Genomic DNA, 18843 nt, shown 5'->3' with positions numbered 1-18843 from the left:
GGCGCTCCACCTTGCTAGCGATTGCAATTGATCAGCGACTGAAGCGTTGACTGGCACGCTGCAATCGCGAGCCAGGTGGAACGCCACCCCGGTCACTCCTACAGGTATGCGTTGCCACAAACAATAAGAGCCCACTATGCAGATCACCTCCATTTCCGTCCGCGACATCCGCTTCCCCACCTCACTGTCCCTCGACGGCTCCGACGCGATGAACAGCGCGCCGGACTATTCCGCCGCCTACGTTGTGCTGCACACCGATTCGCCTGACGGGCTGGAAGGTCACGGCCTGACGTTCACCATCGGCCGGGGCAACGAGATTTGCGCCGCCGCGATCCACTCCCTGGCGCCCTGCGTGGTGGGACTCAGCCTGGAATCGATCACTGAAGACATGGGCGCTTTCTGGCACAACATCACTGCGGGCGACAGCCAGTTGCGCTGGCTGGGGCCGGAAAAAGGCGTGATCCATCTGGCCACCGCCGCGCTGGTCAATGCGGTCTGGGATTTGTGGGCCAAAGTCGAGGGTAAGCCGGTCTGGAAGTTGCTGGCCGACATGACCCCTGAGCAACTGGTGAAATGCCTGGACTTCAGCTACGTCACCGATGCCATCACCCCCGAAGAAGCCATCGCCTTGCTCCGCCGCCAAGTGCCGGGCAAAGCGAAACGCGAGGCGCAGATGCGGGAGGAGGGCTATCCGGGCTACACCACCGCGCCGGGCTGGCTGGGTTATTCGGAAGAGAAAATGCGCCGACTGGCTCGCGAAGCCGTGGCCGAAGGCTGGACCCACATCAAGCAGAAGATTGGCTCGGACATCGAAGAAGACATGCGCCGCGCCGCGATCCTGAGGGATGAACTGGGCTGGGAACGCACGCTGATGATGGACGCCAATCAGGTCTGGAGCGTCGACCAATCGATCAGCAACATGCGCCGACTGGCGGCGTTCGAGCCTTGGTGGATCGAAGAGCCGACCCACCCCGATGACATCCTTGGCCACGCGACGATCCGTCAGCGCATCGCGCCGATTGGCGTGGCCACCGGCGAGCATTGCCACAACCGGGTGATGTTCAAGCAGATGTTCCAGGCCGGCGCGCTGGATTTCTGCCAGCTCGACGCGGCCCGGCTGGGCGGGCTGAACGAGGTGCTGATCGTGCTGCTGATGGCCGCGAAGTTCGACATCCCGGTATGCCCCCACGGTGGCGGGGTCGGGTTGTGCGAATACGTGCAGAACATCTCGCTATTCGATTACATCGCCGTGTCCGGCTCCCTGGACAAACGCGTGCTGGAATACGTCGATCACCTGCACGAGCACTTTCTTGATCCGGTGGTCATCCGCCGCGGTCGCTATATGCCACCGCAACGGCCGGGGTACAGCATCGAAATGCACGCCGAAACGCTGGAGCGCTATCAGTATCCAGACGGCGCGGTGTGGGTGGAACTGGCTGCCAACAGATGATTTAAATGTTGATCACTCCGTCTCACGGATGCTGCACGGTGGCGCAGCAAACATAGACCCTGTGGGAGTGACCGGGGTGGCGTTCCACCTTGCTCACGAAAGCGGCACTCCAGGCCCAGAAAATGCAGCGGATGTACTGGCCTCTTCGTGAGCAAGCTCACTCCCACAAGTCCTCCGAACTGGCCGAAATATCGAGGCAGCTCACCATCCTGTGGGAGTGAGCTTGCTCACGAAAGCGGCATTCCAGTTACAGAAGATGCAGGGGCTATACCGGCCTCTTCGTGAGCAAGGTGGAACGCCACCCCGGTCACTCCCACACGCTCGTCATCGCCACGAATATCGGCGACATGGCCCTATTTGAGAAACCCCGCGCTGCGCCAACAGACAACCCCATGTCGCTGCCGATACGGGCCTTTCCCGGACATGACCGGTATGATCCTTCGCATCTACCCGACCACGGTGCGACATGAATTCCTCCGAGCCCGGCAACGTCATCCCTCCCGGCACTCCTCCAGCAAGCGCCCCCATCCCGCCGCCCGAACGTGATCGCTTGTCGGCTTCGCTGCTCGGCGGCGGCTGCGAGCCTGACCCGCGTTTCACCCTCGCCAACGAACGCACCTTTCTCGCCTGGATCCGCACGGCGCTGGCGTTCCTGGCCGGTGGCATCGCGGTCGAAGCCTTTACCAGCGACGTGTTCAGCCCCGGCCTGCGTCGGGCGGTGGCCCTGTCGTTGCTGGTGCTGGCCTTGTTGGTGAGCGCCAGTGCCTGCGTGCGCTGGCTGAAGGTCGAGCGGGCGATGCGTCAACGCAAGCCGCTGCCGTTGCCGGTGCTGGTGCCGATTCTGTCGTTGGGGGGCGGGTTGGTGGCGGCGGGGCTGATCGTCTTTCTGATTTACGGCGCGTCGTGAACCGGCGCAGTCATGCCGTGCCGTTGCGCCACGACGATCCCGGTCTGCAACCCGAACGCACGCTGCTGGCCTGGCGTCGGACGCTGCTGACGTTGATCGGCGTGTGCATCTTGTTTCTGCGCTGGATTCCGCCGTTTGGGTGGGTGGCCCTGCTGCCGGTCATTCTTTCGTTGATGGCGGGCCTCCTGATCCAGATCGGCCTCAACGCCCGCTACCGCAAAAGCGCCCGGGGAATGACCCAAGAGCGCATTCCGCCGCCACTGCGTGAAGTGGCGGTGCTGGGTTGCACGGTGATGGTGTTGAGTCTGGTGGGGATTGTTGCGGTGGTGTCTGGCTGAAGAAGGCATGGGTCTAATGAAATACCTGTAGGAGCGATCGGGGTGGCGGCCCACCTTGCCCGCAAAATCAGGTCTGTTTTGGACATGTCCCTTGTCTGACACGCCGCAATTTCTCAGCCAAATAGATCCCTGTGGGAGTGAGCTTGCTCACGAAGACGGCATTCCAGCCGCCTGAGATCTTGCGGACGTTCCAGCCCCTTCGCGAGCAAGCTCGCTCCCACAGGTTTTGCGTCAGCCGCAGGATCGAGGCTGCGCCGATGGATCAAAACATTAGGGCTCAGCAGGACCTGCCGCTTCCCGGCTGAAGCCGGTCCTACAATGCGGGGTGACTCAATACGCCGCCACCAACCCATCCTTCCTCGGATCAGTTCCGCCCACATACCCATGGGCCGTGCGCTGGATGATCTGCGCGCCGCCAAACGCAAACACGCCGCTGGGGTCTTCCACCTCCACATCGTGACCCTTGGCGCGCAGCGCTTCGATCACCTTCGGATCAAATGACCGCTCCACCGCGACCTTAAGGCCCGACTCGATACGCCAGCGCGGCGCGTCGGCAGCTGCTTGCGGGTTCTGCTTATAGCGCAAAATGCGCAGCATCATCTGCAAATGCCCTTGTGCCTGCATCGGCCCGCCCATCAGGCCGAAGGACATCAGCGGCGTGCCGTCGGCGTTCATCACAAAGCCCGGAATGATGGTGTGAAAGGGCCGCTTGCCCGGTGCCACGGTGTTGACGTGATCCGGGTCCAGGGTAAAACCCGCCCCGCGATTCTGCAGGCTGATGCCCGTGCCCGGCACCACCACACCGGAACCAAACCCCATGTAATTCGACTGGATGAACGAGACCATCATCCCGCTCTCGTCCGCCGCCGACAGGTACACCGTACCGCCGGCCTTGGGCGCGCCATGCAGCGGGTCTTCTGCCTGTTCGCCGACCAGCGCCGCGCGGTCGCGCAAGTACGCCGGGTCGAGCATGTGTTCAGCGGCCACGCGCATGTGGTCGTTGTCGGTGACGTGCTGATTGAGGTCGGCCAGCGCCAGCTTCATCGCTTCCAGCACCGGGTGCACGGTCTCGACGCTGTCCACCGGCTGTTCGCCCACGCCCAGCGCTTCGAGGATGCCCAGACCCGCCAGCGTGGCAATGCCCTGACCATTCGGCGGCAGCTCGTGGACCACGGCGCCGGCGTAAGGCACCGACAAAGTATCGATCCAGTCCACCCGGTGGTTCGCCAGATCCTCAAGGCTCATGACGCTGCCATTGGCGTTAGCGTGAGTGATTATTGCCTTGGCCAGCTCGCCGCGATAAAACGCCTCGCCCTTGGTTTCAGCAATCAGCTCCAGCGTTTTCGCGTGATCCTTCAGCATGACCTTCTCCCCGGCCTTCGGCGCTTTGCCGCCTTGGAGGAAGCACTCGGCAAACCCCGGCTGATCCTTCAACAGCCCGGCGCCGCGCCGCCACAGTTCGGCAATGATCGGCGTGACTTGGTAGCCGTTGCGCGCATAGCCGATGGCCGGTGCCGCGAGGGTGGCGAAGGGCAGCTTGCCGTAGCGCTCGGACAACGCGACCCAGGCCGACACCGCGCCCGGCACCGTCACCGAGGCCCAGCCGCGCTGGGGCATTTCCTGCTGACCGGCGAAATGCTCCGCTGTCCAGGCTTGCGGCGAGCGGCCCGAGGCGTTGAGGCCCTGCAACGTCTTGCCGTCCCAGACGATGGCGAAGGCGTCGCTGCCGATGCCGCAGCCGGTGGGTTCGACCACGGTCAGCACCATGGCGGCGGCGATGGCAGCATCAACGGCGTTGCCGCCCTGACGCAGCATGTCCAGCCCGGCCTGTGCGGCCAGCGGTTGCGAGCAGGCGACCATGTTGTTGCCCATCACCGGCGAGCGGGCGGACGCGTAAGGTTGGCTGTAATCCAGATCATCGAACATGCAATCGTTCTCTTCTTGGCAGTTGATCGGTTATAGAGGCGCAGCTTTCGAGCCTGTGGGCATAAGAGCCGTCAGCTTTTCGGGTCAAGGGCATCACGCAGCCCGTCGCCCAGCAGGTTGAAACACAGCACCGTGATGTAGATCGCCACGCCCGGGGCGATGGACATCCACGGCGCCTGTTCCATGAAGTTCTTCGCGGTGTTGAGCATCGAGCCCCAGGACGGTGAGGGCGGTTGCTGACCCAGGCCGAGGAAAGACAGGCTCGCTTCCGCCAGAATGGCCGACGCGATGGTTAGCGTCGCTTGCACCACCAGCGGCGAGAGCACGTTCGGCAGCACGTAGCGCAGGATGATCCAGCGGTCCGGCAGGCCGATGGCGCGGGCGCCTTCCAGATAATCTTCGTGACGGATCGCCAGTACCTGACCGCGGGTCAGGCGCGAGAAAATCGGCATCGCCGACAGCCCGATGGCAATCATCGCGTTGCTCAGGCTCGGGCCCAGAAACGCGCCCAAGGCAATCGCCAGCACCAAAAACGGACACGACAGCAGCGCTTCCATGACGCGCGAAATCACCGCGTCGAGCTTGCCGCCGAAGTAACCGGCCAACAGGCCCAGCGGCACGCCGATGACCATGGCAATCGCCACCGAAACCCCACCGGCCAGCAATGAACTGCGCGCCCCCCAGAGCAGGCGGGAGAACAGGTCGCGGCCGAGTTCGTCGGTGCCCAGCCAGTAGATCAGCGAAGGTGCCTTGCGCACGGCGAGGAAGTTGGCCTTCAGCGGATCATGGGGCGCAATCCACGGCGCCAGCAGCGCGGCAAGAATGAAGACGATCAGCACCACCGCGCCGACCACTGCGCCTTTGTTGGCGAGGAATTTCTTCACGAACGGCGAGCGGGTGCGTGGCCAAAGGGGTTCTCTCAACGGCGCTTGGGACGGTGCGTTCAGCGGCGCCGAAGGATGGGTCGCAATCGAAGTCATCAGGCAGTCCTCAGACGCGGATTGATCAGGCGATAGAGCACGTCGGCCAACAGATTTAGCAGCAGAAAGCCGATGGCGACGCACAGCACCACGCCTTGCACCACGGCGTAATCACGGTTGAACACGGCATCGACAATCATCTTCCCGAAGCCAGGAATGCTGAACACCTGCTCGGTCAGCACGGCGCCGCCGAGCAACTCACCGAACAGCAGCGTGGTCAGCGTGACGATCGGCATCAGGGCATTGCGCAGGGCGTGCTTCAAGATCACCGTGCGCGGGAACAAACCCTTGGCCCGCGCGGTTCGCACGTAGTCGGCGCGCAGCACTTCGAGCATCGCGCTGCGGGTGTGGCGCATCAGCACGCCCGACAGCCCCGCGCCCAGCACGAAGGCTGGCAGAATCAGGGTTTTCAGGTTCTGCCCGACGTCTTCACCCAGCGGCACAAAGCCCGACGCAGGCAGCCATTGCAGCTTCACGGCGAAGATCATGATCAACAGAATCCCCAGCCAGAAGTGCGGAATCGAGATCCCCGACAGGGCGAACACGTTGGCCGCGTAATCCACCGACGTGCCCTTGCGCACCGCCGAGATCACCCCGGTGGGAATGCCGATCACCAGCGCGATGATCAACGCCAGCACCGCCAGCTCGATGGTCACCGGCAGCTTCGACGCCAGCAGCACGGTCACCGGTTGCTCGGTGCGCAACGAGGTGCCGAAGTCGCCCTGCAGGACATTGCCGACCCAGTGCACGTATTGCAGCGGCAGCGGGTCATTGAGCCGGTATTTCTCGCGCAGGTATTCCATCACCGCCGGGTCGCGCTCTTCACCCGCCATGGCCTGGACCGGATCGCCCGGCAGCAGCTTTTGCAGGGTGAAGACGAACAGCGAAACCAGGATCAGCGTCGGAATGGCGCTGAGCAGGCGTCGCAGGATGAAAGTCAGCATGACGAATCCTCGCGGCCGAAGCGGTTGTCCACGGGCGCCGCTGTCATTTGAAAGCGACGTTGTTCAGGCGAATCAGACCATCGGGGTTGGGCACGAAACCGGTGAGGTTGCTGCGCATGGCGATGATTCGCGGATCGAAGTACAGGTAGCTGGTCGGCACGTCTTCGGCGAGCAGGCGCAGGGCCTCGAAGTAGAGGGCCTGACGCTGGGCCTGGTCGTTCACGGTGCGCGCCTTGTTCAGCAGCTCGTCGAGTTTCGGGTCGCAGAAATGCCCGTCGTTCTGGCCGCCCTTGCAGGTCACGAACTGGTGGATGTCGCCATCCGGATCAGGACGGCCCGACCAGGCGCTCATGCCGATCTGGAAGTTGCCGGCCTGTTGCTCGCTGAGCAGCGTGGCGTATTCGGTGGCGATCAGATTGACCTTGAAGCCGGCCTCTTCGGCCATCGCCTGAATGATCTGGCCGACCTGCTGGGCGATGGGGTTGTTGGCGACTTTCAGCTCGACGCTGAGGGGCGTCTTGACCCCGGCTTCCGCCAGCAGTTTTTTGCTGGCTTCGACGTCGCGGGTCGGGAGCGGCAGGTCCTTGTCGTAATACGGGCTGTTTTTCGGGAACGGCTGGGCGCTCGGCGCGTACAGGCCTTCGAACACCACCTGATTGATCGCGTCCCGGTCGATCGCCAGCTCAAAGGCCTTGCGCACGCGCTTGTCCTTGCCCAGCGGGTTGTTGGCCTTGTCGCCGTTGTTGGTGTTGTACATCAGCTGCATGTAGCCCAGGCCCGGCGTGCTGAACACCTGCACGTGGCTGTCGGCCTTGGCGGTCTTCACGTCGGTGGGCGCGACGCGCTCGATGATGTCCAGGTCGCCGGAACGCAGGTTTGCCAGGCGCACCGAGGTATCCGGAATCGGCAGGAAAATCACCTTGTCGAAGTGGTACGCCTGCTTGTTCCAGTAGTTGTCGAAGCGCTCCAGCACGATGCGGTCCTGCTGCACCCGCTGAACGAATTTGTATGGCCCGGAACACACCGGTTTCGAGGCCACGTCGGTCGCTGAAGCCTTGGGCGCGAGCATCATCCCGGCGCGGTCGGACAGCTGCGAGATCAGCGTGGCGTCGGGCTGCTTGACCTTGATCGCTACGGTTTTCGCGTCGACCACCTCAACGCTTTCCACCGACGCCAGTTCGCTCTTGCGCAGGGAGTCGGGCAGGGTGCGGGCGCGGTCGAGGTTGAACTTCACGGCGGCGGCGTCGAACACCTCGCCGTCGTGGAAGGTCACGCCGTCGCGCAGGGTCATGGTCAGGGTCTTGCCGTCCTCGCTCCAGTTCCAGGCGGTGGCCAGTTGTGGCGCGTAGGTCAGATCAGGATTGACGTCCACCAGCTTGTCGCAGAGCGCGGTGTAGACCAGTCGCCCCGAGTAGGTGCGCGAGCGTTGCGGGTCGAGCATGTCAGGGTCGTCCTGAATACCGATGCGCAGGGTGGTTTCGGCAACAGCCGCATTCGCAGCGAGCAGCAACAACGTGGTTGTCATCAGGTGGGCGAACTTCATGGCTGACTCTCCAGAGAAAGGGCTTGATGGCTTTTGAACAGATTCAGACGCTGGCTATAAGCGGCGCTGGGGGTGGGCACGATCAGCGAACCGGCGCCGGCGTTGGCGATTTCGCGCCAGTAATGGCAGGCCACCTGACGCCCGAGCTCGACGGTTTCGAAGAGCGGTTTCACTTCGCGGCACAGGGGCTTGGCGTGGGGGCAACGGGTGTGAAAGCGGCAACCGGACGGCGGCTTGCTCGGGCTTGGCATGTCACCGCCGAGCAACGGCCGCGGGCGGCGCAGGTCCGGGTGGCTGACCGGCACGGCGGCCATCAGCGCTTGCGTATAAGGATGAAAGGGCGTTTCGAACAGCGCGTTGACCGGCGCCAGTTCGACGATCTCGCCGAGGTACATCACCGCCACGCGGTCGCTCATGTGGCGGATCACCGCGAGGCCGTGCGCAACGATCAGCAGGGTCAGGCCGAACTGGTGCTTGAGGTCTTCCAGCAGATTAACCACCTGGGCCTGCACCGAGACGTCCAGCGCCGACACCGGCTCGTCGCCGAGGATCAGCCGTGGCTCCGACGCCAGCGCCCGGGCGATGCCGATGCGCTGACGCTGACCGCCGGAAAATTCGTGGGGAAAGCGGCTGCCATGCTCCGGCGCCAGACCGACCGTACGCAACAGCTCGGCGACCTTGTCCTGGCGGGCGCTGCGGCGGTCGTCACGGTGCAGCCAGATCGGTTCGCCGATGATCGATTCCACGCTCATGCGCGGGTTCAGCGAGGCGAACGGGTCCTGGAAAATGATCTGCAAATCGCGGCGCACCTGACGCAGCTTGTCGGCGGGCAGATTGCCCAGGTTGCGGCCCTCATAAATGACGTCGCCTGCGGTGGGCTTGAGCAGGTTCAGCAGCACGCGGCCCAGGGTCGATTTGCCCGACCCCGACTCACCCACCAGCGCCAGGGTTTCGCCCCGGCGCACGGCCAGGGAAACCTCGTTGACCGCCTGCACCGGCGGCTTCTTGCGCTGGAACAATCCTGCTTCGCTGTGAAAGTGTTTGCTCACCGCGATGCTTTCCAGAATCGGCTTTTCCAGCGCCGATTCAGCCACCCCGGTATTCACGATGTGTGGGCCTGACAGGCTCATGCGCTGACTCCCAGATGCTGTTCAAGTGGCACGCGAATGCAGGCGGCAAAGTGCCCGGCGGAAACTTCCAGCAACGGCGGACGGGCTTCCCGGCAGGCAGCGATGACGAACGGGCAACGGCTGGCAAAGCGGCAGCCGCCGGGCATTTCAGCCGGCGTCGGCACGCGCCCATTGATCGTTGCCAAACGCCCCTCGCGAGGGCCGACCGAGGGCATCGAACCCATCAGGCCGATGGTGTAAGGGTGCTGCGGATCATCGAATAAGGTTTTGACCGAGCCGCTTTCGACGACGCGCCCGGCGTACATCACGATGACCTCGTCGGCCACTTCCGCGACCACGCCGAGGTCGTGGGTGATGAGCATCATCGAGGTGCCGGTTTCGGCCTGGAGGCTGGCGACCAGCGAGAGAATCTGCGCCTGAATGGTCACGTCCAGGGCGGTGGTGGGTTCGTCGGCGATGATCAGCGCGGGGTCATTGGCCAGCGCCATGGCGATCATCGCGCGCTGCCGCATGCCGCCGGACAGCTCGTGTGGGTAAGCGTCGAGGCGCTGGAGGGCATCGGGCACGCGGACCTTTTCCAGCATTTCCAGCGCGCGCTGGCGGGCGGCGCTGGCCGACAGACCCTGGTGGCGAATCACGCTTTCGGCGATCTGATCGCCGATGGTGAACACCGGATTCAGCGAGGTCATCGGCTCCTGAAAGATCATTGCCATGCGGTTTCCGCGCACGTCCAGCAGGCGCTCGTCGGACATCCCCAGCAGCGGCTCGCCCAGCAAGTTCGAGGCGCTGGCCTGGACCGTCGCGGTGTCGGGCAGCAAGCCCATCAAGGCCATGGACGTCACGCTTTTACCGCAGCCGGACTCGCCGACGATGGCCAGGGTCTTGCCCGGCTGAATGGCGAACGACACGCCGTCGACGACATTGGCTGGCGCATCCTTGAAGCGCACGGTGAGGTCGCTGACGCTCAATACCGATGGGGTGTTCGCGGGTGAAGCACTCATACGCTGGCCTCGAGGTCTTGCTGGATGACGTGATCGAGCGCCTGTTGCAGCGCACGCAGATGGCCGCGCATGGCGGTGGCGGCTTTGGCCGGATCGCGGCTTTCGATGGCGCCGACGATGTCGTGGTGATCGTGGCTGTAGGTGCTCAGGCGGTCGGTGTTGCGGGCGCGTTGGCGCAGCTCGCGCCACGCCGGATCAAGACGAATGGCGTCGAGCATCTCAAAGATGTCCAGCATCAGGCGGTTGCCGGCGGCTTCGGCGATGCCGCGATGCAGCGCGCTGTCCCACAGCTCGATGCCTTCGGCGTCGGGTTCGCTGGCGTGTTGCTGGTGAGTGGTGCGTTCCGCCAGCCGGCGCAGGATCGCCATCTGTTCGCCGCTGGCGCGCAGCGCGGCCAGTGACGCGAGTGCGGGCTCCAGATAGATGCGCGCTTCCATGACCTCGCTGAAATTGGTCCGGCTCGACAGCCTGGCAAAGCTCATCGCCGCGCTCGGCGGGGTAGGGCCGACGAAAGTGCCTTTGCCCTGCCGGCGCCAGATGTGTCCCTCGGCTTCGAGCACTGCCAGCGCGCGGCGAATGGCCCGGCGACTGACGCCGAAATCCACCGCCAGGTCGCGCTCGGTCGGCAACGGCCGCTGCGGGAAGGCCGCCTGCTGCGCGACCATCTGGCGCAGCGCATCGAGGGCCATCTTCGACGAAGTGTCGTGGTTTGCGTCGGTGTCGATGCTGTCCATCTGCGTCTCTCGTCACGGGGGTGAACCGGAGGCCAGGGGCTGCATGAAGCAGGGCCTGGCTGCAGAGGAGGAGTGCAATAGCGATGCCAATGGAAATTGGTTCGCCTGCAAGGACAGATGGCCGGTCGTGCGGGCAGGCGTAATCCTGCCGCTTCGGGCCAATCGGCAAAGGTTCGGAAGTCTGGTTCGCAGGAGAGGACGGGATTGGTTCAGGCGGTAAGCGAACCAATTTCAGGAAGGGGCCAGGCAGGGCGCCTGTTTATGGTTCGGGTGCGTTATTAGGGGGCGTCGGATTAGAGCGCGGGGCCTGGCGGGATGACTTCTTTTTGCTGATCCCCCACTTTGGTCCAGCACACGCTGGCCACTGTGGGAGTGAGCTTGCTCACGAAGGCGGCAGTTCAACCAATAAAGATGTAGCGAATCTACTGGCCTCTTCGCGAGCAAGCTCGCTCCCACATAGACCGTTTGTGCATCAAGGCAACAGGGGGCAGGTGCATCGGCCTGACCTGAGCAGCCCTCAGTCAATCAATCCCACTGCGGCGCGAGGCTGGCCGGGCTGGTCAGGCGATGACCACGGTCCAGCTGGGCGATCTGTGCCATGTCGTCTTCGCTGAGTTTCAGGTCCACGGCTTTCAGGTTGCTCTCCAGGTTCGCGCGTTTGGTCGACGACGGAATCACCGCGTAACCCAGCTGCATGGCCCACGCTAGCGTCACTTGCGCAGGGGTTGCGTTGTGGCGCTGGGCGATCTGCTCGATCACCGGGTCCTTCAGCACTTCGCCATAGGCCAGGGTCATGTAGGACGTGATCTTGATTCCGTGCTGCTTGGCGAAATCGGCGACGGTGCGGTTTTGCAGGTACGGGTGCAGCTCAATCTGGTTGGTTGCGATGTTTTCGGCGCCGACCGCAGCAATGGCTTCTTTCATCAGCGCCACAGTGAAGTTGGAAATGCCGATCTCGCGGGTCAGGCCTTGCTGTTTGGCCTCCAGCAGCGCGCCCATGAACTCGGCGACAGGCACCTGGCCTTTCGGCGACGGCCAGTGGATCAGCGTCAGGTCGACGTGATCGGTTTTCAGCTTTGCCAGGCTTTCCTTCAGGCTCGGGATCAGCTTGTCGGCGGCAAAGTTGTCGGTCCAGATCTTGGTAGTGATGTAGAGCTCGTTACGGGGCACGCCGCTCTGCTCGATGGCCTGACCGACCTCAGCTTCATTGCCATAGATCTGCGCGGTGTCGATGACGCGATAGCCCAGCTCCAGGCCATTGCTGACCGAGTCGATGACGACCTGATCTTTCAGGCGAAAAGTGCCGAGGCCAAATGCGGGAACAGTCATGGGAAAACTCCAGAGTTCAAGGGGGGAGGGGCGGAACGAAACTGACGGCCAGTATCCCGCGCCGGCTGGCAGGGAAAAACCACAGCGCGGGCACGGGAGTTTTGACGGGGGATCATGAATGACATGGAGTTTGGGGCAGCGGGTGAGCTTGATCGTTCAACGGGATGTGATTTCCGTAGAAGCTGTCCTTAGCCAGCGCGCTGCATTGTCTTGCGGAAAACGGAGGAACTGTAGGAGTGAGCTTGCTCGCTAAGACGGTATTTCAGCCGGAGAAGATTTAGCGGATGTACTGGCCTCTTCGCGAGCAAGCTCACTCCTACAAGGTCCCTTGCCAGACTAAGATTTTGCGCGTGCCGCAGATCCGCTGTAGGGGCAAGCCAAATCCCGAAAACCGTCAAACATGCCCATCCCGCTTGACGAAATGCTTGTGCATGTCCGCCGTCAGCCCTTCGACGCGCTCGGTCAGCACTTTGGTCATTTCGGTGAGCCGGGTATTTTGCTCTAGCAGTTCCAGCATCTGCGCCGTGTAGTGCGCCGCGATGGCCATGCGTTCTTCATTGGCGGTCGCCAGTGCTTCTCTGTGCTCTGCGTCGGCATCGGCGCTGGCCTTGTCGCGGGCAGCCTGTCGCGTCTGGGCGAGCAGAATGAGCGGCGCGGCGTAGGCCGATTGCAGGCTGAACGCCAGATTGAGCAGGATGAATGGGTAGAGGTCGAACGACACCAGCCCGCTCAGGTTGGCGCCCACCCACAGCAATACCAGCAACGTTTGTGCGCCGAGAAAGGTAGGGGTGCCAAAGAACCGCGCAAATGCCTCGGCCTTGAGGGCGAAAGCATCGGTGCCAAAGGTCGGCGCCAGGTGGGCGTGGCGTTTGTGGAAGCGCAGGTGATCGACCGGCGCAGCGGCAGCGCTCGGTTCGGCGGGCGTCGGGGAAGGCGTTGCGGTGGGCATGGGGCTTTCCTGAAGACAGAAACATCTGCCCACTATAGGCCTACGCCCCCTGGCGTTGTACTTAACCGCTGCTGAACCGATACGCGTCCCTGGGAGCCGCGTCAGTCCACCGATTCGGGGTACAGCGGCTTGGAGCGCTGCATGATGCTGGCGTAGTCGTAAACGTACTGGCGGCCGGCGTGACTGGTCATGCGCAGGCGGTCGATCAGTTGTCGCTCTTTCTTGTTCAGGTATCTCAACCCGTGGTGGTCACTGGACTTGAGGCGATCACGTTCATGGGCGTCAGGGAAAGTGATGACGTTCGTCATGAAATATCTCCTTGGTTAAATCCGTGTCCCCGGCTCCGGGTTCCGGGTTCACCCTGTGTGGTGCGACGCTGCACCTTACCCATAAAAAGTCGGACGCTACAACCCTGCAAATGATCAGTGGATCACAGGATTTGCGTGATCTCGAACGATTGACGGCTGCCGTTCACCACCACTTCCACCTCATCGCCATCGAACTTGCCGAGCAGGCTCTGACCCAGCGGCGAGCGCGCCGTGATCACCGTAATCACCTGTTCTTCGACGTTGATTTTCAGCCCCGCTGCGTCAGGCCCGAGAAACAAACGCTGTTCCGTACCGTTGTCCGCCTGGAGGGCGATGAGGTCGCCGGTCTGGATCCCGCGCTGTTCATCGAAGGGCTTGAGCACGAGGGTGCGACACAGGTTCAGCGACTGGCGGATTTCCTCCACGCGCCGCGCCTGACCCGCCGCCAGATACGAGGCCTCCAGCCCAAGGGTGTCGTACTTGTTCTCGGCGATGTTCTCTTCGTGGGTCGCGGTTTCGTACGCCGTTTGCGCGGCCCGCACGGCCACATCGAGATCGACCTGCAACTTCTCGACGATGCACTGCAGGACGGTTTGCTTGTTCACGGGCATGGCGTATTCGGGGGCATGGCATGGCTCGACAAAAGGGGATTCAGCCGCAGAACTGATAGACGCTGGCGCGGCTTTTCTCGCTGGGCGCGGTCTGGTTCTGCTGCATCCAGAACTGGCATTTCGGGCCGTTGAAGCTGCGTTGCCGCTCCGCCTGTTCGGCTTCCTGGCTCTGCCGAGCTTCGCTGTCGCGCAGAATCTGCCGGTACTGATCGAACATCGGGTTATCACTTTCAGGCTTTGGCTTTGCCGCAGGCGGGGTCGTCATTTGCGCGGCTGCATTGTTCAGTGCCTGGGTCTGCTCGGCGGGGAGCATTTTATAGATCAGCCACAGGCTCAGCAGCACAGCAAGAAATCCCAGCCAGATGCCGGCGGCAATCGACAGGATCAGCTTGAGCGGGCGCAGCGTGACAGACAGTTCGCGGTGGTTGACGTACATGACAGACTCCAGACTTGTATGCATGTGGCCAGCGGTGGCAGCGATTGTCGCACGACCGGGGCTGGTGATTCTGCGCAGCAATGAAGGACAATCGGTTTTTTTGAACATCCTCAGGGAGCCCGGATGAAAGCCTCTTGGGATATTTTCTGCAGCGTTGTCGATAATTTCGGCGACGTCGGCGTGACCTTTCGCCTGGCCCGACAACTGGTCGCCGAACACGACCTGCAGGTTCGCCTCTGGATCGATGACCTGAATGCCTTCGCACGGCTGTGCCCGGGTGCCGATCCGCTGGCGGAAGAGCAGATGCGCGATGGCGTGACCGTCCGTCACTGGCCGAAGGAATGCCCCAAGGTGTGGCAAGGGGTCGAGCTGCCGGACGTGGTGGTCGAAGCCTTCGCCTGTCGCCTGCCACCGGATTACATCGAGGCCATGCACGGGGCAGAGAAGCGGCCGCTGTGGTTCAATCTCGAATACCTCAGCGCCGAGGACTGGGTGTCAGGTTGCCACGGCCTGCCGTCGATCCAGTCCTCGGGCCTGCGCAAATACTTCTTCTTCCCCGGATTCACCGAAAAGACCGGCGGGTTGCTGCGTGAGGCGGGCCTGATTGAAAAGCGTCAGGCGTTTCAGGCGGATTTCGCCGCACGCCAATCCTTCCTCCAGCGCCTGCACATCGTGCCCCATGCCGATGCGCGGCTGATGTCCCTGTTCGCCTACGAGCACGCCGGCCTCGGCACCTGGCTGGATTGCCTGGCCCAGGCTGATCGCACGACCCATTTGCTGGTGCCTGAAGGCCGCATTCTGGGTGACGTTCAGCGTTGGTTGGGCGTGAATGAACTGAAGGCGGGCGCCGTGCAAGTGCGCAACGCCCTGACCATTCAGGTGTTGCCGTTCGTGCGCCAGGAAGACTACGACCAGCTGTTGTGGTGTTGCGAATTCAACGTGGTGCGCGGGGAAGATTCATTCGTCCGCGCGCAATGGGCGGGGCGACCGCTGATCTGGCACATCTATGAGCAGGACGACGACGCCCACTGGGCCAAACTCGATGCCTTTCTGGCGTTGTATCGGGTGGGGTTGTCGGAGGCGGCGGGGCAGGCGCTGACCGAGGTCTGGCGCAGCTGGAATGGCGGAACAGACATGACCCAGGGCTGGAATGCGCTGGAACAACACGCCGACGAACTGGCCGCCCATGCCCAGCGCTGGTGTCTGGAACAGGCCTTGCAGGACGATCTGACGACTGCGCTGGTAAGGTTTTACCAAAGTTGGATATGATACGCGGCCTTGTAGTAAGCCCTGTACGAAAAGTGGCTTTTCGTACAGGGCTTAGAAAGATCTTTCATCCAAATTCGGATACTCGTAATGAAAACTGGTAAAGAGCTTAAACCCGGTACCGTGATCAAGCTGGAAAACGATCCTTGGCTGGTTCAGAAAGCTGAATTCACCAAGTCGGGCCGTAACAGCGCGATCATGAAGACCAAGCTGAAAAACCTGCTGACCGGCTACAAGACTGAAATCGTCTACAGCGCCGATGACAAGCTGGACGACGTGATCCTGGACCGTAAAGAAGCCACGCTGTCTTTCATCAGCGGCGACACTTACACGTTCATGGACACCACTGACTACACCATGTACGAACTGAACGCCGAAGACATCGAAGCCGTTCTGCCGTTCGTTGAAGAAGGCATGACCGACGTCTGCGAAGCGATCTTCTTCGAAGAGCGTCTGGTCTCCGTAGAGCTGCCGACCACCATCGTGCGCACCGTTGACTACACCGAAGGTTCGGCTCGTGGCGACACGTCGGGCAAAGTCATGAAGCCGGCCAAACTGGCCAACGGCACCGAGCTGCAGGTGGCTGACTTCATCGAAATCGGTGACAAGATCGAAATCGACACCCGCGACGGCGGTTCCTACAAAGGCCGTGCTAAATAAGCACAGCTCTTGTAATGCCGGAGATGTAATGCCGGACACGAAAAAGCCCGACCATCGAGTCGGGCTTTTTTGTGGGTGCGTGAAAGGGCAGTTCCAACACACGCTGACCTTGTAGGAGTAGGTGTCGCCGCCGCAGACGCAGCTGTCGACAAAGCGCTGTGGGAGCGAGCTTGCTCGCGAATAGACCGGTACATCCGCCAAATCTTCAGCGGCTGGAAATATGTCTTCGTGAGCAAGCTCACTCCCACAGGGACCGCGTGTGCTGCGCGACAGCGGGTTATGAACGACGGAATCCAGCAATGCAAACGGGTCGACCATTGCTGATCGACCCGTTTTTCTATACTGCCTTTACTTCAAATGTACTTTCAGCTCTTGCGAAGCCTGCAGCATTGCCGAGCGCACTTCCGGCACCTGGCTGACCACGTTCAACAACCCGTAATCGTGGATCATGCCGTTGTAGCGAACCGCCGTGACCGGCACACCGGCTTGGTCGAGCTTGCGAGCATAGGCTTCACCTTCGTCGCGCAGCACGTCGGCACCTGCCGTTTGCACGAGGGCAGGCGGCAGACCTTTCAACTGATCGGTCGTGGCCCGCAGCGGTGAGGCATAGATCTCGGCGCGCTGTTTCGGGTCGGTGGTGTAGTTGTCCCAGAACCACTTCATCATGTTGCGGGTGAGGAAGTGACCCTCGGCAAACTGATCGTACGAACCGGTATCGAAGTTGGCATCGGTCACCGGCCACAACAGCACCTGGTAACGGATGGCTGGGGTGCCTTTGTCTTTGGCCATCAGGCTGACGACTGCCGCCATGTTGCCGCCGACGCTGTTGCCCGCCACCGCCAGACGCTTGCCGTCGACGTTGATTTCCTTGCCATGCTCGGCGACCCATTTGGTCGCCGCATAGGCTTGGTTGATCGCCGTCGGGTAGTGCGCTTCAGGGGAAGGCGTGTAGTTGACGAACACCGCCACTGCGCCCGAACCCTCTACCAGATCCCGCACCAGACGTTCGTGGGTCGGGTAATCGCCGAGCACCCAGCCGCCGCCGTGGAAGTACATGAACACCGGCAAGGTGCCTTTGACGCCGGCCGGACGAACGATCGTCAGGCTGATGTTCTGGCCGTCCACCGAAATGGTCTTCTGGCTGACATCGGCCTTGGGCAGGGTCAGCTTGACCCCGGCCTGGGCACCGGTCAGCACCGCGCGGGCGTCTTTGGGCGAAAGCTGTTCGATCGGCTTGCCGCTTCCGGAATTCAGCGCGTCCAGAAACGCCTGCGTGTTGTGCTCGACGCCCGTATCGGTCGCCGCGAAAGCGTTGCCGATGGACAGTGCGAGGAGCGAGCCAGCCACAATCTTGCCAAACGTGTTCATGTTCTTCTCCCGGTCAAACGAGGGTTGGGGACGAGGTCTTGTGACGAGCCTTTACACAGTCACGTGCAGACGGACATCGACGTTGCCGCGTGTAGCGTTGGAGTAAGGGCAGACCTGGTGGGCCGCATCGACCAGCGCCTGAGCTTCGGCTTGTTCAAGGCCCGGCAGGCTGATGTGCAGGTCGATGTCCAGACCGAAACCGCCGGGGATCTGGCCAATGCCGACGTGGGCAGTGATCGACGCGTCAGCCGGGATGGTTTTCTTGCTCTGGCCGGCGACGAATTTAAGTGCGCCGATGAAGCAGGCCGAGTAGCCGGCAGCAAACAGTTGCTCTGGGTTGGTGGCTTCGCCACCGGCGCCGCCCAATTCTTTCGGGGTGGCCAGTTTGACGTCGAGAATTTTGTTGTCGGAAACAGCGCGGCCATCACGGCCACCGGTTGCGGTTGCGACTGCAGTGTAGAGAGCTTGCATGGTAATTCCTCACATGATGATGGGTTGGATGTTGATAACTGAATCGGGATCTGCTTGGCGCTAAAGTCTTGTGCGCTAAGCAAGTGAGATGGAATGTACTGCGCTAATGTTTAGTGCGCAAGATAAATTTTCGGGATTTTTCAAAAGAGTCGATTTTCGGGGGCTGATCAGAGGCTCTCGAGCAGATTTCCACGCAGGGCAAGCAGGTCTTTCTGCAGGGCCTTGAGCTGTTCAAGGTTGATGCCGCTGGCGGCCAGAATGCATTGCGGCACGCTCTGGGCCTTTTTGTGCAGCGCCTTGCCTTGCTCGGTCAGGGTCAGCAGCACGACACGTTCATCTTCCTTTGCGGGTGCGGCGGATCAGGCCTTCGGCTTCCAGACGTTTGAGCAGCGGCGTCAGCGAGCCTGGTCGCCCCGCGTCAAACGGCAGCTCCACCCCGTAGTCATTAGCGCTAATGCATCCGCTCAGATCAGGCTCAAAACGCATCCGAGC

19 protein-coding genes and 1 pseudogene are annotated in these 18843 nt (G+C 62.2%); 5 read left to right on the top strand and 15 right to left on the bottom strand.

Annotated features, from left to right (window positions below):
• Positions 1 to 136 precede the first annotated feature (136 nt).
• The 3 genes from AC0Z8Z_RS17830 to AC0Z8Z_RS17820 all read left to right on the top strand — a co-directional run bounded on the left by AC0Z8Z_RS17830 (position 137) and on the right by AC0Z8Z_RS17820 (position 2695).
• Positions 137 to 1450 carry an L-fuconate dehydratase gene (locus AC0Z8Z_RS17830; RefSeq protein ID WP_485619969.1) on the top strand — a complete coding sequence of 438 codons (1314 nt, stop codon included), beginning with the start codon at positions 137 to 139 and terminating at the stop codon, positions 1448 to 1450.
• A gap of 466 nt (positions 1451 to 1916) precedes the next feature.
• Complete coding sequence (locus AC0Z8Z_RS17825) at positions 1917 to 2357, top strand: YidH family protein (RefSeq protein WP_485619968.1); 441 nt, start codon at positions 1917 to 1919, stop codon at positions 2355 to 2357.
• Complete coding sequence (locus tag AC0Z8Z_RS17820) at positions 2354 to 2695, top strand: DUF202 domain-containing protein (RefSeq protein WP_485619967.1); 342 nt, start codon at positions 2354 to 2356, stop codon at positions 2693 to 2695. The genes AC0Z8Z_RS17825 and AC0Z8Z_RS17820 overlap by 4 nt, the downstream gene beginning before the upstream one ends.
• Before the next feature lie 330 nt (positions 2696 to 3025).
• Here the strand turns inward: AC0Z8Z_RS17820 and AC0Z8Z_RS17815 are convergent, their stop codons facing one another.
• The 12 genes from AC0Z8Z_RS17815 to AC0Z8Z_RS17760 form a co-directional block, all read right to left on the bottom strand.
• Positions 3026 to 4621, bottom strand: a complete 1596-nt coding sequence (locus tag AC0Z8Z_RS17815; protein WP_485619966.1) for a gamma-glutamyltransferase family protein — start codon at positions 4619 to 4621, stop codon at positions 3026 to 3028.
• A 71-nt stretch (positions 4622 to 4692) separates the two neighbouring features.
• On the bottom strand, positions 4693 to 5601 hold the full coding sequence (locus tag AC0Z8Z_RS17810; RefSeq protein WP_485619965.1) for an ABC transporter permease: 909 nt from the start codon (positions 5599 to 5601) through the stop codon (positions 4693 to 4695).
• Positions 5601 to 6545, bottom strand: a complete 945-nt coding sequence (locus AC0Z8Z_RS17805) for an ABC transporter permease (RefSeq protein WP_037011865.1) — start codon at positions 6543 to 6545, stop codon at positions 5601 to 5603. The genes AC0Z8Z_RS17810 and AC0Z8Z_RS17805 overlap by 1 nt, the downstream gene beginning before the upstream one ends.
• Before the next feature lie 43 nt (positions 6546 to 6588).
• Positions 6589 to 8088, bottom strand: a complete 1500-nt coding sequence (locus AC0Z8Z_RS17800; protein ID WP_485619963.1) for an ABC transporter substrate-binding protein — start codon at positions 8086 to 8088, stop codon at positions 6589 to 6591.
• Positions 8085 to 9218, bottom strand: a complete 1134-nt coding sequence (locus tag AC0Z8Z_RS17795) for an ABC transporter ATP-binding protein (RefSeq protein ID WP_485619962.1) — start codon at positions 9216 to 9218, stop codon at positions 8085 to 8087. Before AC0Z8Z_RS17795 ends, AC0Z8Z_RS17800 begins: the two co-directional genes overlap by 4 nt.
• Positions 9215 to 10219, bottom strand: a complete 1005-nt coding sequence (locus AC0Z8Z_RS17790) for an ABC transporter ATP-binding protein (RefSeq protein WP_463579119.1) — start codon at positions 10217 to 10219, stop codon at positions 9215 to 9217. The genes AC0Z8Z_RS17795 and AC0Z8Z_RS17790 overlap by 4 nt, the downstream gene beginning before the upstream one ends.
• Complete coding sequence (locus tag AC0Z8Z_RS17785; protein WP_485619961.1) at positions 10216 to 10953, bottom strand: FadR/GntR family transcriptional regulator; 738 nt, start codon at positions 10951 to 10953, stop codon at positions 10216 to 10218. The genes AC0Z8Z_RS17790 and AC0Z8Z_RS17785 overlap by 4 nt, the downstream gene beginning before the upstream one ends.
• Positions 10954 to 11478: 525 nt before the next feature.
• Entirely contained in the window at positions 11479 to 12282 is an 804-nt protein-coding gene (dkgB, locus tag AC0Z8Z_RS17780) for a 2,5-didehydrogluconate reductase DkgB (RefSeq protein WP_485619960.1), read from the bottom strand.
• Between the two features lie 394 nt (positions 12283 to 12676).
• Positions 12677 to 13231: a DUF1003 domain-containing protein gene (locus tag AC0Z8Z_RS17775; RefSeq protein WP_205487090.1), complete on the bottom strand. Its 555-nt coding sequence runs from the start codon at positions 13229 to 13231 to the stop codon at positions 12677 to 12679.
• Positions 13232 to 13332: 101 nt separating this feature from the next.
• A complete protein-coding gene (locus AC0Z8Z_RS17770) occupies positions 13333 to 13539 on the bottom strand; it encodes a hypothetical protein (protein WP_485619959.1) in 207 nt (68 codons plus the stop codon).
• Between the two features lie 122 nt (positions 13540 to 13661).
• Entirely contained in the window at positions 13662 to 14144 is a 483-nt protein-coding gene (locus AC0Z8Z_RS17765; RefSeq protein WP_485620040.1) for a GreA/GreB family elongation factor, read from the bottom strand.
• A 46-nt stretch (positions 14145 to 14190) separates the two neighbouring features.
• Positions 14191 to 14586 (bottom strand): hypothetical protein, encoded by a 396-nt coding sequence (locus AC0Z8Z_RS17760; RefSeq protein ID WP_205487091.1) that lies wholly within the window; start codon positions 14584 to 14586, stop codon positions 14191 to 14193.
• A gap of 123 nt (positions 14587 to 14709) precedes the next feature.
• On the opposite strand from AC0Z8Z_RS17760, the gene earP reads away from it, so the two are divergent.
• Both earP and AC0Z8Z_RS17750 read left to right on the top strand, forming a co-directional pair.
• Positions 14710 to 15855 (top strand): elongation factor P maturation arginine rhamnosyltransferase EarP, encoded by a 1146-nt coding sequence (gene earP, locus AC0Z8Z_RS17755; RefSeq protein ID WP_485619957.1) that lies wholly within the window; start codon positions 14710 to 14712, stop codon positions 15853 to 15855.
• A gap of 87 nt (positions 15856 to 15942) precedes the next feature.
• On the top strand, positions 15943 to 16512 hold the full coding sequence (locus tag AC0Z8Z_RS17750) for an elongation factor P (RefSeq protein ID WP_172609231.1): 570 nt from the start codon (positions 15943 to 15945) through the stop codon (positions 16510 to 16512).
• A gap of 348 nt (positions 16513 to 16860) precedes the next feature.
• On the opposite strand, the gene AC0Z8Z_RS17745 is transcribed toward AC0Z8Z_RS17750, so the two are convergent.
• From AC0Z8Z_RS17745 to AC0Z8Z_RS17735, 3 genes and pseudogenes are all read right to left on the bottom strand, one after another.
• Positions 16861 to 17880 (bottom strand): alpha/beta hydrolase, encoded by a 1020-nt coding sequence (locus tag AC0Z8Z_RS17745; RefSeq protein ID WP_172609230.1) that lies wholly within the window; start codon positions 17878 to 17880, stop codon positions 16861 to 16863.
• A 51-nt stretch (positions 17881 to 17931) separates the two neighbouring features.
• Positions 17932 to 18351, bottom strand: coding sequence for an organic hydroperoxide resistance protein (locus AC0Z8Z_RS17740; protein ID WP_065993050.1), 420 nt, complete (start codon positions 18349 to 18351; stop codon positions 17932 to 17934).
• A 167-nt stretch (positions 18352 to 18518) separates the two neighbouring features.
• Positions 18519 to 18759: pseudogene (locus AC0Z8Z_RS17735) on the bottom strand (MarR family winged helix-turn-helix transcriptional regulator); the annotation flags it as partial.
• Between the last annotated feature and the right edge of the window lie 84 nt (positions 18760 to 18843).

It is taken from the genome of Pseudomonas sp. 1L-C-7-B-C1, from assembly GCF_057291635.1.
This window is presented reverse-complemented; position numbering and strand designations above follow the sequence as displayed.

What these genes read in the sequence shown, in the direction of transcription:
- AC0Z8Z_RS17830 (WP_485619969.1), top strand. Translation starts at nt 137, where the DNA reads ATGCAGATCACCTCCATTTCCGTCCGCGACATCCGCTTCCCCACCTCA.
- AC0Z8Z_RS17825 (WP_485619968.1), top strand. Translation starts at nt 1,917, where the DNA reads ATGAATTCCTCCGAGCCCGGCAACGTCATCCCTCCCGGCACTCCTCCA.
- AC0Z8Z_RS17815 (WP_485619966.1), bottom strand. Translation starts at nt 4,621, where the DNA reads ATGTTCGATGATCTGGATTACAGCCAACCTTACGCGTCCGCCCGCTCG.
- AC0Z8Z_RS17810 (WP_485619965.1), bottom strand. Translation starts at nt 5,601, where the DNA reads ATGACTTCGATTGCGACCCATCCTTCGGCGCCGCTGAACGCACCGTCC.
- AC0Z8Z_RS17805 (WP_037011865.1), bottom strand. Translation starts at nt 6,545, where the DNA reads ATGCTGACTTTCATCCTGCGACGCCTGCTCAGCGCCATTCCGACGCTG.
- AC0Z8Z_RS17800 (WP_485619963.1), bottom strand. Translation starts at nt 8,088, where the DNA reads ATGAAGTTCGCCCACCTGATGACAACCACGTTGTTGCTGCTCGCTGCG.
- AC0Z8Z_RS17795 (WP_485619962.1), bottom strand. Translation starts at nt 9,218, where the DNA reads ATGAGCCTGTCAGGCCCACACATCGTGAATACCGGGGTGGCTGAATCG.
- AC0Z8Z_RS17790 (WP_463579119.1), bottom strand. Translation starts at nt 10,219, where the DNA reads ATGAGTGCTTCACCCGCGAACACCCCATCGGTATTGAGCGTCAGCGAC.
- AC0Z8Z_RS17785 (WP_485619961.1), bottom strand. Translation starts at nt 10,953, where the DNA reads ATGGACAGCATCGACACCGACGCAAACCACGACACTTCGTCGAAGATG.
- dkgB (WP_485619960.1), bottom strand. Translation starts at nt 12,282, where the DNA reads ATGACTGTTCCCGCATTTGGCCTCGGCACTTTTCGCCTGAAAGATCAG.
- AC0Z8Z_RS17775 (WP_205487090.1), bottom strand. Translation starts at nt 13,231, where the DNA reads ATGCCCACCGCAACGCCTTCCCCGACGCCCGCCGAACCGAGCGCTGCC.
- AC0Z8Z_RS17770 (WP_485619959.1), bottom strand. Translation starts at nt 13,539, where the DNA reads ATGACGAACGTCATCACTTTCCCTGACGCCCATGAACGTGATCGCCTC.
- AC0Z8Z_RS17760 (WP_205487091.1), bottom strand. Translation starts at nt 14,586, where the DNA reads ATGTACGTCAACCACCGCGAACTGTCTGTCACGCTGCGCCCGCTCAAG.
- earP (WP_485619957.1), top strand. Translation starts at nt 14,710, where the DNA reads ATGAAAGCCTCTTGGGATATTTTCTGCAGCGTTGTCGATAATTTCGGC.
- AC0Z8Z_RS17750 (WP_172609231.1), top strand. Translation starts at nt 15,943, where the DNA reads ATGAAAACTGGTAAAGAGCTTAAACCCGGTACCGTGATCAAGCTGGAA.
- AC0Z8Z_RS17745 (WP_172609230.1), bottom strand. Translation starts at nt 17,880, where the DNA reads ATGAACACGTTTGGCAAGATTGTGGCTGGCTCGCTCCTCGCACTGTCC.
- AC0Z8Z_RS17740 (WP_065993050.1), bottom strand. Translation starts at nt 18,351, where the DNA reads ATGCAAGCTCTCTACACTGCAGTCGCAACCGCAACCGGTGGCCGTGAT.